Genomic DNA, 14,821 nt, shown 5'->3' with positions numbered 1-14,821 from the left:
GTCAATTATTTTTCTTTGGATTGAAAATATTGCTGCCTGGTACAGAAGGCCAGCGCAGCGGTTTTATGCGGCAGCTGTACGTCCTTTACGTAGGTAAAGCCAGCCTTTTTGTTGAGCCGGTGGATCTTTTCATTGCGGGCATCCGGCTCTACCACTACCCTGTTGTGTGACGGGTTGTCGAAAAGAAAATCCATCACGACGGAGAATACCTGCCAGGTAAAGCCATGAATGGGTTTTTCCGCCGGCCCTATCAGGATGTGCATGCCCACATCTCCCGGCGCCGGGTCATAAAAGCGGCCGATGAGGTCATGCGCCGGGTCATAACATTCGCAGAGGAAAGCCGTCTTCCCGTTGATTTTTCCGATCAGCGCGGCGGCGTGCGGGTTATGATGGATGGCGGTATATTCTGCCAGCACCTCGTCGTAGGTTTTGGCGGTCATGCCCCAGTAGCGGGCGTATGGCCGGGTCACCCAGCGATAGATCTCCGGCGTGTCCTGGCGCAGGTCCATAGGCCATAGTTCTACCATCCCCAGCGGATGGTCTGGCACTGTGTAAGCGGGTATCATATTGAGTGTCTTCATGATCCGGATGGATTAACGGGGTGAACATGCGGACGTGCCAGCTGGTAATACAGGGCCGCTACGAGCAGATACCCTCCAAAGGCTACGATGAAAGGCACGTTCAGCGGATAGTGTTCTACCAGTATACCGGCCGAAAAAGAGGCCGTTAGTACGCCCAGGTTTTGAAAGAAATGGATCTTGCTGTATTCCACCGCATAAGAGGCGGGGTCGCTGACATGGAACAGCAGGGCGTCGAAGCGGACGGCCGACTGGAAAAACGCCCAGCCATAAAGGCAGCGTCCTGCGATGATGGCGCCCGTAGCCGGCCATGACTGCAGCAGCAGGCCGGCCAGCGCCAGCAATAAAGCGGGCAGTATGGCATGCCAGGGCGACTCCGGCGTTTTGCGCCGCCGGTTCATCCAGAGGGCAAACACCGCCACCGCCGCAGGGATGGCATACACAGCGCCGGAGACGATCCGCAGCTGCATACCCGATACGCTCTCCCAATAGCGTACAAAAAACGGACGGATGATAAAATCACCATAGTAAAAGAACAGGGTGATCACACTCAATCGCAGTACGGTGCCCGAAGGCAGCAGGTCGGCCCAGCTGCGTGCAGCCGGCTCCGTTAGCGCCGGTCCCGGTATGTAGCGGCGGGACAACAGCAGCCAGCCACTCAGTCCTGCCTGGAAGAAATCTCCGGCGGCCATGCCGAGGTAGATGTACTGCGGCTGCATCCAGTCGATGACCATCCCGCCAAATACCGCTCCCAGCACACTGCCGAGGTGAATGATCACAGACAGGACACTGATGATGCCTATATGTTTGTCCGTATCCGTGATACGGAGAATGAAAGGGTACACCAGCAGGTAACTGCCTTTAAAAATGATGATGGCCAGCGATACCACCCAAAACAGCCCGTAATGGGTGATAAAAGCGCAGGAAGCCGCCAGTATGCCGGCGATCACCTGCGTGTACACCAGTATCCGCAGCTCGGAGACCCGCCTGGATACCAGCGCCCATACCGGGAAGGCTACCATCACCGTGGCGCATACCGCACTGAAATAGGTCCCGGTGATCCGCGGGTCTTCTATCCCGAACCGGGAAGCAAAAAACAACGGGTAAAACGGATGCATCATGTAATCGCTCACCACCGCCACCAGCGTCATGAGTATGAGGTAAAACCGCAGCGGCATATTATATCAGGTGAGGTTGTGCAGGAACAATTTCTTCGTCGGCGCTTACGGCGAACTGCTGGAAAGCGATCCGCTGTTCAATGGGATACACCTCCCGCCCCAGCATCTCCCGGATGATCCAGGCGTTGCGGTAACAGCCCATGCCCAGGTCGGGCGTCACGAAGCCGTGGGTATGCAGCTCTGCATTCTGTACGAAGATGGAACCTGCGTTGTCGATGGTGTAGTTACGGTTCACTGCGAAACGGCCTTTCTCGTCCAGCTGTACTTTGTGCAGCAGCGGATCCATAAAATCGGGGATGCGGTGCGTATAACCTGTGGCCAGCACCAGTCCGGCCGTCTGATGAGCATAGTATTTCTCCTGTTCTTCCTGGAAGAAGGTGAGGCGGAACCCGCCGGCATCGTCATGGGTGACTTCCCGCAGGTCGGCATTGGTACGCAGGGAAATATCAATATCGGCCACCAGTTTCTTAGCGTAGATCGTATCGAAGACAGCGGCGATCAGATCGTTGTTGATGCCCTTGTAAAGGTGCTTCTGGCGATGCAGCAGATCATCCCTTTTGGACTGCGGCAGGTCATAGAAATAATCTACGTATTCCGGTGAGGTCATCTCCAGCGTGAGTTTACTGTACTCCAGCGGGTAAAACCGGGGGGAACGGGTGATCCAGTGCAGCGCGTAACCGTAGGTATCGATATCCTGCAGCAGGTCGTAATAAATCTCCGCCGCGCTTTGTCCGCTGCCTACGATGGTGATGGAGCGCTGCGATTGCAGGGCGTGCTTATGTTGCAGGTAGTGGGCGGAATGGGTGGCTTTATCCATCCACTGGCGGCAGTTGGCCGGCACATAGGGCACGGTACCGGTGCCCAACACCAGTTTACGCGCCCGGAACAGCTGCTGGTCGCATTGCAGCAGGTACAGCTGCGCCGCTTCATCAAATTCGATCTTTTTCACCGCGGTATTAAAACGCACTTCCGGCAGCTTGCTGATAGCCCACTGGCAATACTGGTTGTATTCATTGCGGAGCATTTTAAAATTTTCACGGATGTAAAAAGCGTATATGCGTCCCTGTTCTTTGAGGTAGTTCAGAAAGCTGAAGGGATTGGTAGGATCAGCGAGAGTAACGTGATCAGCAAGGAAAGGCACCTGCAGGGTGGTGTCCTGCATTAACATGCCTGGGTGCCAGTTGAATCCGGATCTTTTGTCGAGGAAAATACCGTCCAGGTCGGGAATGGTATGCGTGAGGCACGCCAGTCCGAGGTTAAAAGGGCCAACGCCAACAGCCGCAAAATCATAGATCTTTTTGTCCATAGAATTTTCATTTTATTGATAGCAGAAGATTAAAAGTACGGGTGTTGACGCGGGACGACAATCGCCCGGCGATGGTAAAAAAAGGGTATGGCGGTGGTAATCAAATTACCATGATCGTGGTATAAAATGCGGAGAGGTTGCAGGGAGACAAAAAAAGAGCGGGGCAACCGTATGGTACGGCTGCCCCGCTGTCTGGCAGGTAAATGCCTTGCTTAGCTTTCCGGTTTAACAATGCCGGTTTCCAGTGCGTAATTACACAATTCAACAGCAGAGTGCAGCTGCAGTTTCCGCATAATATTCCTGCGGTGCGTGTGAATCGTGTGCTGGCTTAAATGCATGGCGCCGGCGATCTCTTTGTTGGACTTTCCGGTTACTATCTGACGGATGACTTCTGTTTCCCGGGCGGATAAGCCTTCCGGAGGGCAACAGGTTGCGGTAGTGGTCTTTTTTCTGTCGGCCAGTAATAAATCGAGGGCGAAAGTGCAGAAAAACTTCTCTCCCCGGATGGCGCAACAGACAGCCTGATGGATATCTTTCTTCCTGCACTCTTTGGTCAGCACGCAGTATACGTTACCGTCCAGCAGCCGGAAGATATCCACTTTTTTTTTCTGGCTGGAAATGAGTATCACCTTGCATTCCTGTATAACAGACAAAGTTTGGAGGAGTTCGTCGGCATCAAAATAAGCCGGATCATAGTCCAGTATCAGGATGTCCGGCTGAAAGGAGAGCAAAGCAGGCCGCAGCTCTTCACTGTTGCCTGCTTCTTCTATCTGGTAATTATTTTGATGATCTGCTAACAAACTTCTGATTCCTTCCCTGTAAACAGGTTGCGCATCCGCCAGTATAATACGGGTCGTGACTGTACTGTTCATTCGCTGATAACACTTTACAATGACCTGTTTTTTGGACGCAGAAGATATATGGTTAATGTTACTTCAGGGTTACCGGTTTTTGCTGCCGGACTTTTTTGGGCTGACTGTTTTTGTTTACCTGCGGCGCCGCCTGCTTTTTATTTCGTCTTCCCCACCAGATATAAAAACCGGTGACGGGCAGCGAAGCTGCAATGAGAGAGGCCAGGAAGGCCAGGATCTTTCCCGGTATGCCCAGTACAGCGCCTACATGTATGTCGTAATTCATGGCGTTGATCCGTTCACCGTTACCCATATCCGAAAAGGTACGGCGGGAGAGCATAGTGGCCGAGTGCTGATCGTACTGCATACGGGTAGCTTTGTACAACGGCTTGCCGTCTCTGCGGGCAAATACAGATACTGCCGCTTTGCCGTCTTTCGGTATGCTGACAAAAAACATGGTCCCCTGTGGCGCTTTTATTACCGCGTCGGACAATATTTTCTCCAGCGAATAGGCGTTCACGTTAGTAGTGTCTGAAAATACCGGCGCCGGCAATACGGTCGGTTTGCCGCCGTTGGCGATCCACTGTATGCTGTTGCTGACCCATGGATAAGAGATCACCAGTCCTGTGATGGAAATGATCAGTAATACGGCCATGGAATAGAACCCGAGGATGTTGTGGAGGTCGTAATTTTTGCGTTTCCATTTGGTAGACTCCTTCCATTTAAAACGGAAGCGCTGTTTGGCAGCAGCTTTGTTGGCCGGCCACCAGAGAACGATCCCGGAGATCAGCATCACCAAAAAAATGATAACGGACCAGTTCACGATGGTACCACCGATCTTTGGTCCGAGTAAGAGGTTGATATGGAGGTTGACCACCAAATTAAAAAATTCCCATTTGGTATTTTCTATCTTCAGTACTTTCCCCGTGTAAGGGTCGACGTATATCCGGTAGAAATATTCCATGTAGGTGGCATACGACAGCCCGTCCGGATTTACTTTCAAGGTCCGGAACGACACGCTCCTGTTTGCCCCTGCCGGCACTTCCGCCAGTTGTAATTTATACTTCTCCCCGACGGCTGCCTGGGCTTTCTCCCTGACCACGTCCAAGGGCAAACGCCGCGCACCCACAGGCGCCTCCACGTACATGCGCTGTTTGTAAACCACCGGCTTCAGTTCGTCGATGAAGGCGTAGATACAGCCGGTGATGCCCAGTATAAAAACAACCAGCCCGGACGCAAGTCCGAGCCAGCGGTGTATTTTCAGGATAGTCTTTTTGAAGGGCATATGGCTTATTTAGTAACGTCCTTGCAATAGGTAACGCAATGCCATACACGCTCAAAAGGTTTTCCTTCATGTTCTCCTTTTACATCTTCGGTGAAAGTGCCTTCCAGCAGGTATCTGCCGTTCCACGCCGGTACATAGGTGAAAGCATCGTCAGCGCTTTTCACTTTTTTGGTCCAGCCGTCGGGAGACAGTACTGTCAGTTCTGCTTTAGGCAGAGTGGTTTTGGTTTTGTGCAGCAGGGATACTTTTTCCGGCACGTTTACTTTTTTGGCACCGTTGCCTGTCAGCAATACGAAGTCGTTCTGTTTCAGGTTTTCGATGCCTTTGGTGTTATTGACCTGTACGATGCCCTGCGCATAGTAACGGATTTTGCTGCCGCTATACACTTCCTGCACGGTATGGTCGATGTACAGCACATAAGCGCCGTCGGTCTGCGGGGTAAAGGTTGCTTTAAAGTGGTTACCGTTCGGCGTGCATTCCAGTTGTTGTTTTTTGCCGGAGGGGTCAATAACATAGAGTTTAAAATCCCGCATGTTGCTGAACCAGTTTTGTGTGGAGTCGCGTTCGTTTTCGGCGTATTCGCCGAGGAACACTTTCACTTCCTGTGCCTGGCCTTTCTTACCATTTACAACGGTCTCAATCCAGAGGGCATGTCCGAAAGCGGTTGCCATGCAGCAGCATAATAAGGCGGAGAATAATAACTTTTTCATATCTGTTCAGGTTTAAGTTTAAAGTTTAGAAACGATAGCCAACGCTCATCCGCACGTTACGTCCGGGTTCTGTTTGCCAGTAATAGATTTTATTGCCATAGCCATCAGCGGAAGGGGCGCCGGTGAACAGGTATTTGTTCAGCACATTGTTGACCAGCACGTTCACGCTGAATTTATTAACCGTATATCCCAGGCCGGCGTCCATTCTGAAATAGTCCGGCAGGAAATTTTCGCTTTTGTCATATACCTGGCCGGCTACACGGCCTGCCTGGTATTGATAGCCCACGTTTCCACGGAGACCTTTCAGCACGCCGTCTCCGATGGTGTAGCTCAGCCAGGTGTTCTGGATATGTTTGGCGATGCCCGGCACATAGTTGCCTGTCAGTTCAGGTTTGGCGTCTTTAGACACGATACCGTCTGTATAGGCGTAGTTTACCACCAGGTTCAGCCCTTTCACCACTTCTCCCTGGAAATCGGCTTCCAGTCCGCGGATGCGCTGCTGTCCGTTCTGGCGGCTGTAGATGAAGTTTTTGGTTACGGGGTCCGGATGGTCCAGGTCTGTGGTCAGCACATTGTTTTTAGTGATCTGGTATACCGCGAGCGTGGAGGTAAAGCGGCCTTTGAACCAGTCGCGTTTAACGCCAAACTCAATGTTGTCGCCGGTCATGGGATCAAATGGTTTTTTCTGCCAGTCGAGTCCCGGGTTCTGGATGAAGCTTACGTCATATACGCCGTAGATGGAGCTGTTCCTGTCGAAGGAGTAGCTGACACCGAAGCGGGGGGTGAATTTGCTGTCTTTGTTGGTGCCGTCGTAAGGGCTTACCACGTTGTTGGTGGTGTAGCGGCCGGCGACGGTTACACGGAGACGGTCATCGAAGAAGCCCACCTGGTCCTGCAGGTATACGGCGCTGTAGCCATAGTCATATTGTACGCCACGGGTACGGATATCCGCAGATCGGTCCCATTTATGCTGCACCACGTTGCCGTGTTTAGGCTGGTAAATATTGAAGGTGGAATCGCCGTAGGCGCCGCCTTGTGCCCAGTCAGCATAATAGTTGCTGTATTTCATGTCCACGCCGCCGAGGATATTGTGTGTCAGGGCGCCGGTACGGAAGGTGCCGTTCACAAATACCTGTGCGGTTTTATTCAGGCCCAGTGCATCCCAGATGTTGATGTTCCGCTGCAGCAGGCTGTCATTTCCTTTGGTGGAGAAGCCGGAGGGCCACATGCTCTGGCCGGTCTGTCTGTAATGGAAATAACCGAACTGGGCAGTCAGCTTCCAGCCGGGGCTGAACTTATGTTCATAATAAGCCATGACGCTGTTATCGCTGATTTTGGTGGGGGCCATATTGCCTTCGATGGTGGTGAAGTTCATGGGCAGATCGCCATAACCACGTTTGGAGAAGGAATAGTTACCGCCGATCACCGGCAGCTGCATATACTGGAGGTTGTATTCCAGCGTTACGGCGTTCTTTTCGTCGATCAGGTATTTGAGTACCGGGGAGATGCTGTAGCGGTTGGTATAATCGAAATCGCGCCAGCCGTTTTTCAGTTCACCTGCCAGGTTGAGGCGGTACAGCAGTTTTCCGTTCTTAGACAGTTTCCCGTCGAGGTCCAGGGTGGTGCGGTAGTTGTCATAGCTGCCGAGTGACATGGTGACTTCCCCCTGGCTGATGCCGGTAGGCTTTTTAGTGACTACGTTGTACAGGCCGCCGGGTTCTCCGTTGGACATCATAAAGCCTGCGGGGCCTTTGATGAATTCGATGCGGTCCACCATGCTCATATCTTCCGTGAGCGGGCTCCAGGAGCTGATATATACGTTCATGCCGTTGCGGAGGGAGCTGGCGCGGGAGCCACGGATTTGGATATTGGAGTACATATCCCAGTGGCCCAGCCGTGAGGCGCCGCTTACATTACGGGTAACGCCTTCGTGCATGTTGAAGATCTGCTGGTCGGCCAGCACTTCTTTGGAGATCTCCGAGATGCTTTGTGGTATTTCTACGAGGGGTGCGTTCAGGCGGAGGGAATTGGAGGGGGTAAGTACCGTATAGCGGTTATATTCCCCTACAACGGTGATTTCCTTCATTTGCTGACCGGAAGCACCCAGGGTGATAGTGGTCTGGCTGATCTTATCCGTTTCCACCGCTACTTCCTGTAGCACATTTTCATAGCCGACGAGCGATACGACAAGGGTATAATTGCCGGGTTTCACCCTTTTGATCACAAATTCGCCATTGGCGTCTGTGAGGGCGCCGTGATTGGAGTGTTGTATTCTAACGGTTACGTAGGGTGCAGGCAGCCCATCCGATGTAAGTACCTTTCCTTTGATGGCAGACAGAATATCGTCTGCGGATGCCTGTCCGCATATAGCCAACAGGACTGCTAACAGTGTAAGTATGCGTTTCGCCGGGATTCGCAGATAGTACGGCTCCATGATATCTTTTACATTTTGCGTGCAAAAGTAGGGCTGCGAATCCCGGTTGAGTTACGCCATCGGGAAATTGATTTTCGCAATCAGGAAAAATCGCTAAAATTTGTCATATCGACTGACAATCAATGCCGATAAAACTACATTCTATACATAGTCCTTTTGAACAGGAAGAGACGATTTACCGTCTTTATCGAAGATCTCCCGGTTACAGTCATCGCAGTTACTTTCGGTGATCACTTCACCCCGCTTCACCTGCCATACGTTCATGCTGCCACAGGAGCAATATACGGTATACAACACTTCCCCGGTGCCTTGTCCGGCGGGTCGCCAGGCCCAGACCTCAGAAGATTGTTTCTTTAAGTCCTTTGCGTTTTTATCTGTTGTCAGGGAGATATAATAGCTGTCATCGCCGCGGTCCAGTTGCACAATGGCCAGCTTTTCTTTTTTGAGCAATTGCTGGAATGACTTGAGCAGAAAAGGGACACTGTCGCCCGGTTCAAAACCCGCGGCCTCCTCCTGGAGGGACCTGTAAACACTTTCAGTATCTAAATCAAAGCCTGGTTTGAGCGCAGCGGCCCTGGTTTTCAGGAAATCCCCTATCTGATTGGGTTCTTCCTCCCCTTTCCAGTCAATCATCAATAGATAGCGATGCTTCAGCAGGGCATCCAGTAGCTGCTCATCGTCCTGGGCGGAGCTCAGCTGCTTTTCTTCTTCGGGTAAAACAAGGTGACGGAGAAAATTTGCATTCATAGTTAAACACTTAACGGTTAGGTTGTTTTTTTAAATCGATTCCATAATACCAATACCCCCAGTGACAGGAACGTGGCTATGACAATATCTTTTACGAGGTGACGGCTTTCGAAAGAAACCGCCATGCCCGTTTCACCGGTAGTGATGTTCATGCCGTAACTCTTCCGGTAAAATACAAAGGGAAAGCCCACTTCCATGGAGCCATCGTTGTTGAGCTCATTCTGGCAGGTAACGAGGGTTGTAACAGCGAAAACAATGGCGGTCATCCACAAACCGGCCAGTGCAAATTGTTTGTTCGACATACAGGATACAACATTAAAGCAGAAAACACAGGGCGCAAAAATCAGCATATGTTTGTCAATAGCACAACAGCCCTAAATATAAACATGACAATGGTTGCCAAAACGCCGCCGCCCACCAGTATTACAGTAGCGGCATCTATGTGGCCACCTCCCAGTTTCAGTTCAACTTTATACCAGTTTTTCTTGTATTTCCTTTTTATGAGTAGTACAAATGCAAAGGTAGCCAGGCAGTAGACCAGCGTCCAAATTAGAAGGGCGGTAATGTGACCAATAGTCATCGGGACAAACAATTTGTTTGGCTTAAAGCTACTAATTTTTACGCAGACCGTTGTACGGAATAATTAATTGATTATCAACACCATAATAAATTAATCCAAAAACTGTTTGTCCCGCTCTCGTTTCAACGTATATTAGAGTGCGTTTACATAAGTGAGAGCAGGGCAAATTCTATCATCCTTATAAAACTATCACCTCATGAACAAAAACTATGCACAGTATGGCCTGATCATCAGCGCGATATTAGTTGTATTATCCGTCTTATTTTACATTTTGAACCTCAACCAGGAACGATGGGCACAATGGGTTGGCGTTGCTGTTATGTTTGTCGGCATTGTAATCACCTGTATCAACTACGCAAAGATCAACGACGGTTACGTTACCTTCGGCAACGTTTTCGCGAACGGTTTTAAGGCAACCATGATCATCACCGTGATCACGGTGATCTTCTCCGTTATAATGCTGATGATATTCCCGGACATCAAGGACAAAGCGATTGAAGTGTCCCGTGCAGAGATGGAAAAGAAAGGCGCATCCGAAGATCAGATTGAAATGGGCATCAACTTCACCAAAAAATTCTTCCTGGTATTCATGGTAGTCGGCGGCCTGGTTTTCAGCCTTTTCTTTGGCGCTATCGCTTCGCTGGTAGGCGCCGCAGCTGCGCAGAAAAAACCGATGAACAAGTCTCCCCAGCCGTAAACCACAGCGTTTATCTTCTATAAAATAAAAACTCCTGCATCTGCCGGTGCAGGAGTTTTTTTATCTCCTGCCACAACACGGAAAGTTTGTAAAACAACCTCCCCTGCTGGAAAAAAACTTTCAAAGTGATTATTCCATGCGGAAAGACATCCGCTTGTTGCCCGATGACCAACAAGATTTATCCGAATATTTTTTTTGATTGATTTTTTGTTTTAGATTCATTTCAACAAATTCCCGATACCAAATCTGTCAACTTTAAAATCTGTCTGTCTTATTTAATACCCTCAACGATTTGTCTTATGTTATCCCGTTTGAAGCAACTAATATTCCCTGTTAGCGGTGAAGTAGCGTCCACCAAACTGCTGCTCGATCATTTAAAGGTAAAGGTCTCTCTTACAACGCTGGCCACAGAGATGGAATCTCACCCTGACTTTCCCGGTATACTCAGTGTCAGTGACATCCTTTCGAAATTCGGCGTGGAAAATCTCCTGGCGAAATTTGATGCTGAGCAATTACCGCAACTGCCGGCGCCTTTTCTGACACAAATCAGCAGTCATGATGGCATTGGCGTTTATTTTACGGTTGTCCGGAAAATAGATGAACGGCAGGTAACTTATTATGACAAGGAGACCCGCAGCTGGAAGACCGCCGCTACAGAAAACTTTCAGAAGAACTATATGGGATTGGTGCTGTTGGCGGAAGCAGGTGAACATGCAGGGGAAGCGGACTACCAACAACATATCAATGCTGAAAAACGGCAGTTGACACTGCAGTATGCGAAACTATTCATCCTGCCATTCATCAGCCTGCTCGCTATGGCGGCAGCCCTTTTCCTGGAGGGATGGAACGCCCTGCTGCCTGTTGGTTTTACACTCACTGCCGTGCTGGGTGCGATGGTGGGCTTCCTGTTGCTCTGGTATGAAACCGATCAGTATAATCCTTTACTGCAACAGATCTGTACCGCCGGAAAAAAAGTAAATTGTGGCGCCGTGGTCCACTCCAAAGCGTCTAAAATTGCCGGCATCAGCTGGAGTATCATTGGCACCAGTTATTTTACCGGCAGCCTCCTGTTTATGTTGTTCTCCGGCATCACCAGCGTACAGTCGCTGCTGGTCATGTCGGGGCTAACAGTCCTGGCAGCGCCTTATACTATCTTTTCTGTCTACTATCAGTGGAAAGTAGCCAAACAATGGTGCCTGCTTTGTTTGTCGGTACAGTTCATTCTTTTGCTGCAATTACTGATCCCAATTGCGGGAAAATGGCATACGCTTGCGCCTTTATCATCCATCACACTGTTTACCGGTATCTCCTTTGCGCTGTCTTACTTGTTGCCATTCCTGGTGATCACGCAACTGATGCCCGCTTTCCGCGCTTCCAGGGAGGCGCGGCAAAACAAGATGAAGTTTAATCAGCTGAAACATAACCAGCAGATATTTGAAGCGCTGTTAGCCAAACAAAAAGCCGTGGAAGAAAGCACCACCGGACTGGGTATCACCCTGGGCAATCCCGATGCCCGTATAAAACTGGTCAAAGTTTGTAACCCTTACTGCGGGCCATGTTCGAAAGCACATGCGCCTATTGAGGAACTACTGCATGGTAGCGACGATTTACAGGTACAGATTATATTCACCGCCACCAATAAAGAAGATGATCACCGCAGCCTCCCTGTCAAACATTTTCTGGCCGTAGCTGAAAGCGGAGATAACCGGCAGCTCAAAGAAGTGCTCGATGGCTGGTACCTGTCACCCACGAAAGACTACCGGCAATTCTCCGGTAAGTACATGCTCCCTGACGGCGCGATGGCCAGGCAGGGAAAGAAAGTGGAGGCGATGAGAAGCTGGTGCGACAGGGCGGGCATCAAGGCCACGCCCACTTTTTTCCTCTCTATGCCGTCTGCTGACCAGACAACCACTGCATTATACCAGCTTCCCGACATCTATCAAATCAAAGACCTGAAATACATCCTCAACGTGTAAGTAAAATTAAGGCCTGATGGCCCCGGCCTTATAGGGGCATCCATTTTTTAATCATCAAAATTTAATGCATGAAAGCCTTAAAGTTGAAGGCGCTGGAACTCGGCGCGCGGGAAATCCTTAGCAGGGAACAAATGAAAGCTGTATCCGGTGGTGCCGGCTGTCAATCCGACATGGAATGCCCTCCCGGCCTTGTATGTTCTGACGGCATCTGCGCTGACGGTAGCGGCGGCGGACGCTGTCGCGACCAGCGGTCCTGCACCATTGCCGTACCAGGTGATCCAAATGCAGCAGGCATTTGCGAAACCAATTCTGTCAACCGTTGCATTTGCAAAGCATTGGATTATTCGGCCAGCGCCGCGTCCGCAGAATGCCTCGCTTAAAAGCATCTTTACAGGTATGCCCGCTGCCATCATAACGGTAGCGGGCATGCCCTTTTATTCCTCTCTGTCAACTACCCGGAAGCTTTTCTTCCCCTCTGCCTGCGGCACCGCTTTTATTTCCCTCCGCTCTTTTCTATCTTTACCGACACATTATTCTATTTCTTTAATTGATTACGGGCGATTCAAAAAAGTCTTATTTTAAGGTATGGAGCGTATGTCCACGGAAGAAGAAGTGCTGTTGCGGATGATCCAGGGGGATGAATCGGCCTTTTCGGGCATCTACCGGCACTACCATCCTGCTTTATACATTTATCTGCTGCGTTTCTGTAAGGTCCCTTCTCTTGCAGAAGACCTGGTGCACGACGTATTTCTCAAAATCTGGGAGGTCAGGGAGCGTATTAACCCAAAACTTTCTTTCAGCGGGTACCTTTACCGTATCGCCCGCAACCATGTCTTTAAAACCATATCACGACTGGCCACTGACGAGCAGATGCGGGAGCAGTTATACCGGCAGCTGGCAGATATTGACCCGGCGCAACCCGAAGAAGTGGTACGCACCCGGGAATACGAACGCCTTTTCGAGGAAGCACTTTCCAAACTAACCACCCAGCGTCTGAAGGTGTTCCGTTTATGCCGCCAGGAAGGGAAAAGCTACGACGAAGCCGCGGCCATCCTGGGCATTTCCCGTAACGCGGTAAAAAAACACATGGTGCTGGGCATGCGCTTCATCGAAGACTATGTCTACCGCCACGGCGACATTTTTATGGCGATCTGGCTGATCTCCGCCTTTTATTAAAAAATATTTTCCCACAGGGGTACCCTCTTTTATTATTTCCGGATAATATATAGTACCCCCCTTTGCAAAAGGGGCAATGAAAAAATATGTCACAACCTGAAAACGCTTACGAGCAGCTGTTTCAGCGTTATCTGAACGGGCAGTGCAGCCGGGAAGAAATGGATACGTTGTTCGGATATCTTAACACCACCGCATCCAGGCGCCCCCTGCTGGCAGCCATGCAACAGGAATTCGAGCGTGTCCTGCAAGAAAAACATGACCTGCCGCAAGGCCTGGGAGACCGTATAGAGACACGGCTGCTGCAGGAAATCGGCCGCACCGGCGTGACGCCCGTGCGCTCCTTCCGTTATTTAAAATGGAGCGCCGCCGCCGCCGTGGCCCTACTGCTGTCGACAGCCATCGGTTTTTATATCACCCGCCAACCGGCAGCACCCCGGCTGGCACATCAACGCGCCGTACAAACAGGATCACCGGGCAGCAACAAAGCGAAGCTCACCCTTTCAGACGGCTCTGTAGTAACGCTGGACAGCGCCGGCAACCAGGTCATCCGGCAGGGCGATGTGACCGTTCAGCAGCACAACGGACAACTACTCTACCCGCTTACCGCCGGCCCTTCATCCATTGTCAGATATAACCTGCTGGCTGTGCCCCGTGGCGGGCAGTTCAACGTAGTGCTGCCCGACGGCAGCCACGTATGGCTCAACGCCGCATCCAGCATGCGCTATCCGACGTCGTTCGCCGCCAACCACCGCACCGTGGAAATACAGGGACAAGCCTATTTTGATATCCAACCGGTGGCCGGACAACCCTTTATCGTAAAAGTGAACAATATGGAAATACAGGTACTGGGCACCAGCTTCGACGTCATGGCCTATGCCGACGAGCCGGTTACCCGCACCACGCTGATACAGGGAGCAGTGAAAGTAACATCCGGCAACAACGAAAGCTACCTCCATCCCGGACAGGCAGCTGCAGTGAACAACACCTCCGGCGCCATCTCCGTGCAACCGGCAGACCTCCGCGAAGCCACCGCCTGGAGAGCAGGCTACTTCGACTTCGAAAACGCCACCCTCGCCAGTGTGCTGAAACAACTGTCGAGATGGTACGACGTGGAAGCCGATTTCGCCACCCTGCCGGAAGGAAACCGCTTCGGCGGATATATCAACCGTAACCTGTCCCTGCAGGAAATATTACCGATGCTGGAAACAGACAAGGTAAAACTCAAACTGGAAGGCAGGACCATCAAAGTAATACAGACCAGGTAAAATGCCAGCCCGTGTAGTCACCATTCTTTTATGATCAC

General features: G+C 50.9%; 14 protein-coding genes. 5 read left to right on the top strand and 9 right to left on the bottom strand.

Features of this window, described 5'->3' with window-relative positions; all coding sequences use genetic code 11:
• Nucleotides 1-5: 5 nt before the first annotated feature.
• The 9 genes from HF324_RS13295 to HF324_RS13255 all read right to left on the bottom strand — a co-directional run bounded on the left by HF324_RS13295 (nt 6) and on the right by HF324_RS13255 (nt 9,391).
• Complete coding sequence (locus HF324_RS13295; RefSeq protein ID WP_168802934.1) at nt 6-581, bottom strand: GNAT family N-acetyltransferase; 576 nt, start codon at nt 579-581, stop codon at nt 6-8.
• Nucleotides 578-1,756 (bottom strand): MFS transporter, encoded by a 1,179-nt coding sequence (locus tag HF324_RS13290; RefSeq protein WP_220101307.1) that lies wholly within the window; start codon nt 1,754-1,756, stop codon nt 578-580. Before HF324_RS13290 ends, HF324_RS13295 begins: the two co-directional genes overlap by 4 nt.
• 1 nt (nt 1,757) lies before the next feature.
• A complete protein-coding gene (locus HF324_RS13285; protein WP_168802933.1) occupies nt 1,758-3,062 on the bottom strand; it encodes a lysine N(6)-hydroxylase/L-ornithine N(5)-oxygenase family protein in 1,305 nt (434 codons plus the stop codon).
• A 212-nt stretch (nt 3,063-3,274) separates the two neighbouring features.
• Nucleotides 3,275-3,934, bottom strand: coding sequence for a response regulator transcription factor (locus HF324_RS13280; protein ID WP_168859987.1), 660 nt, complete (start codon nt 3,932-3,934; stop codon nt 3,275-3,277).
• Nucleotides 3,935-3,992: 58 nt separating this feature from the next.
• Nucleotides 3,993-5,198, bottom strand: coding sequence for a PepSY-associated TM helix domain-containing protein (locus tag HF324_RS13275; RefSeq protein WP_168859986.1), 1,206 nt, complete (start codon nt 5,196-5,198; stop codon nt 3,993-3,995).
• A 5-nt stretch (nt 5,199-5,203) separates the two neighbouring features.
• Nucleotides 5,204-5,908: a hypothetical protein gene (locus HF324_RS13270; RefSeq protein ID WP_168859985.1), complete on the bottom strand. Its 705-nt coding sequence runs from the start codon at nt 5,906-5,908 to the stop codon at nt 5,204-5,206.
• Between the two features lie 25 nt (nt 5,909-5,933).
• On the bottom strand, nt 5,934-8,342 hold the full coding sequence (locus HF324_RS13265; RefSeq protein WP_168859984.1) for a TonB-dependent receptor: 2,409 nt from the start codon (nt 8,340-8,342) through the stop codon (nt 5,934-5,936).
• 141 nt (nt 8,343-8,483) lie between these two features.
• Entirely contained in the window at nt 8,484-9,089 is a 606-nt protein-coding gene (locus HF324_RS13260) for a DUF6630 family protein (RefSeq protein WP_168859983.1), read from the bottom strand.
• Between the two features lie 17 nt (nt 9,090-9,106).
• Nucleotides 9,107-9,391, bottom strand: a complete 285-nt coding sequence (locus HF324_RS13255) for a hypothetical protein (RefSeq protein ID WP_168859982.1) — start codon at nt 9,389-9,391, stop codon at nt 9,107-9,109.
• A gap of 474 nt (nt 9,392-9,865) precedes the next feature.
• On the opposite strand from HF324_RS13255, the gene HF324_RS13250 reads away from it, so the two are divergent.
• From HF324_RS13250 to HF324_RS13230, 5 genes are all read left to right on the top strand, one after another.
• Complete coding sequence (locus HF324_RS13250) at nt 9,866-10,366, top strand: DUF4199 domain-containing protein (RefSeq protein WP_168802926.1); 501 nt, start codon at nt 9,866-9,868, stop codon at nt 10,364-10,366.
• A gap of 311 nt (nt 10,367-10,677) precedes the next feature.
• Nucleotides 10,678-12,342 carry a vitamin K epoxide reductase family protein gene (locus HF324_RS13245; RefSeq protein WP_168859981.1) on the top strand — a complete coding sequence of 555 codons (1,665 nt, stop codon included), beginning with the start codon at nt 10,678-10,680 and terminating at the stop codon, nt 12,340-12,342.
• Between the two features lie 68 nt (nt 12,343-12,410).
• Nucleotides 12,411-12,722 carry a hypothetical protein gene (locus HF324_RS13240; protein ID WP_168802924.1) on the top strand — a complete coding sequence of 104 codons (312 nt, stop codon included), beginning with the start codon at nt 12,411-12,413 and terminating at the stop codon, nt 12,720-12,722.
• Nucleotides 12,723-12,927: 205 nt separating this feature from the next.
• Nucleotides 12,928-13,518: an RNA polymerase sigma factor gene (locus tag HF324_RS13235; protein ID WP_168802923.1), complete on the top strand. Its 591-nt coding sequence runs from the start codon at nt 12,928-12,930 to the stop codon at nt 13,516-13,518.
• A gap of 86 nt (nt 13,519-13,604) precedes the next feature.
• Nucleotides 13,605-14,783 carry a FecR family protein gene (locus tag HF324_RS13230; protein WP_168859980.1) on the top strand — a complete coding sequence of 393 codons (1,179 nt, stop codon included), beginning with the start codon at nt 13,605-13,607 and terminating at the stop codon, nt 14,781-14,783.
• The last annotated feature ends 38 nt before the right edge of the window (nt 14,784-14,821 follow it).

Origin of the sequence: Chitinophaga oryzae, assembly GCF_012516375.2 — a bacterium.
Classification (GTDB): Bacteria; Bacteroidota; Bacteroidia; order Chitinophagales; family Chitinophagaceae; genus Chitinophaga; species Chitinophaga oryzae.
Note: the sequence above shows the minus strand (reverse complement) of the source record. Positions and strands in the feature narration are given on the sequence as shown.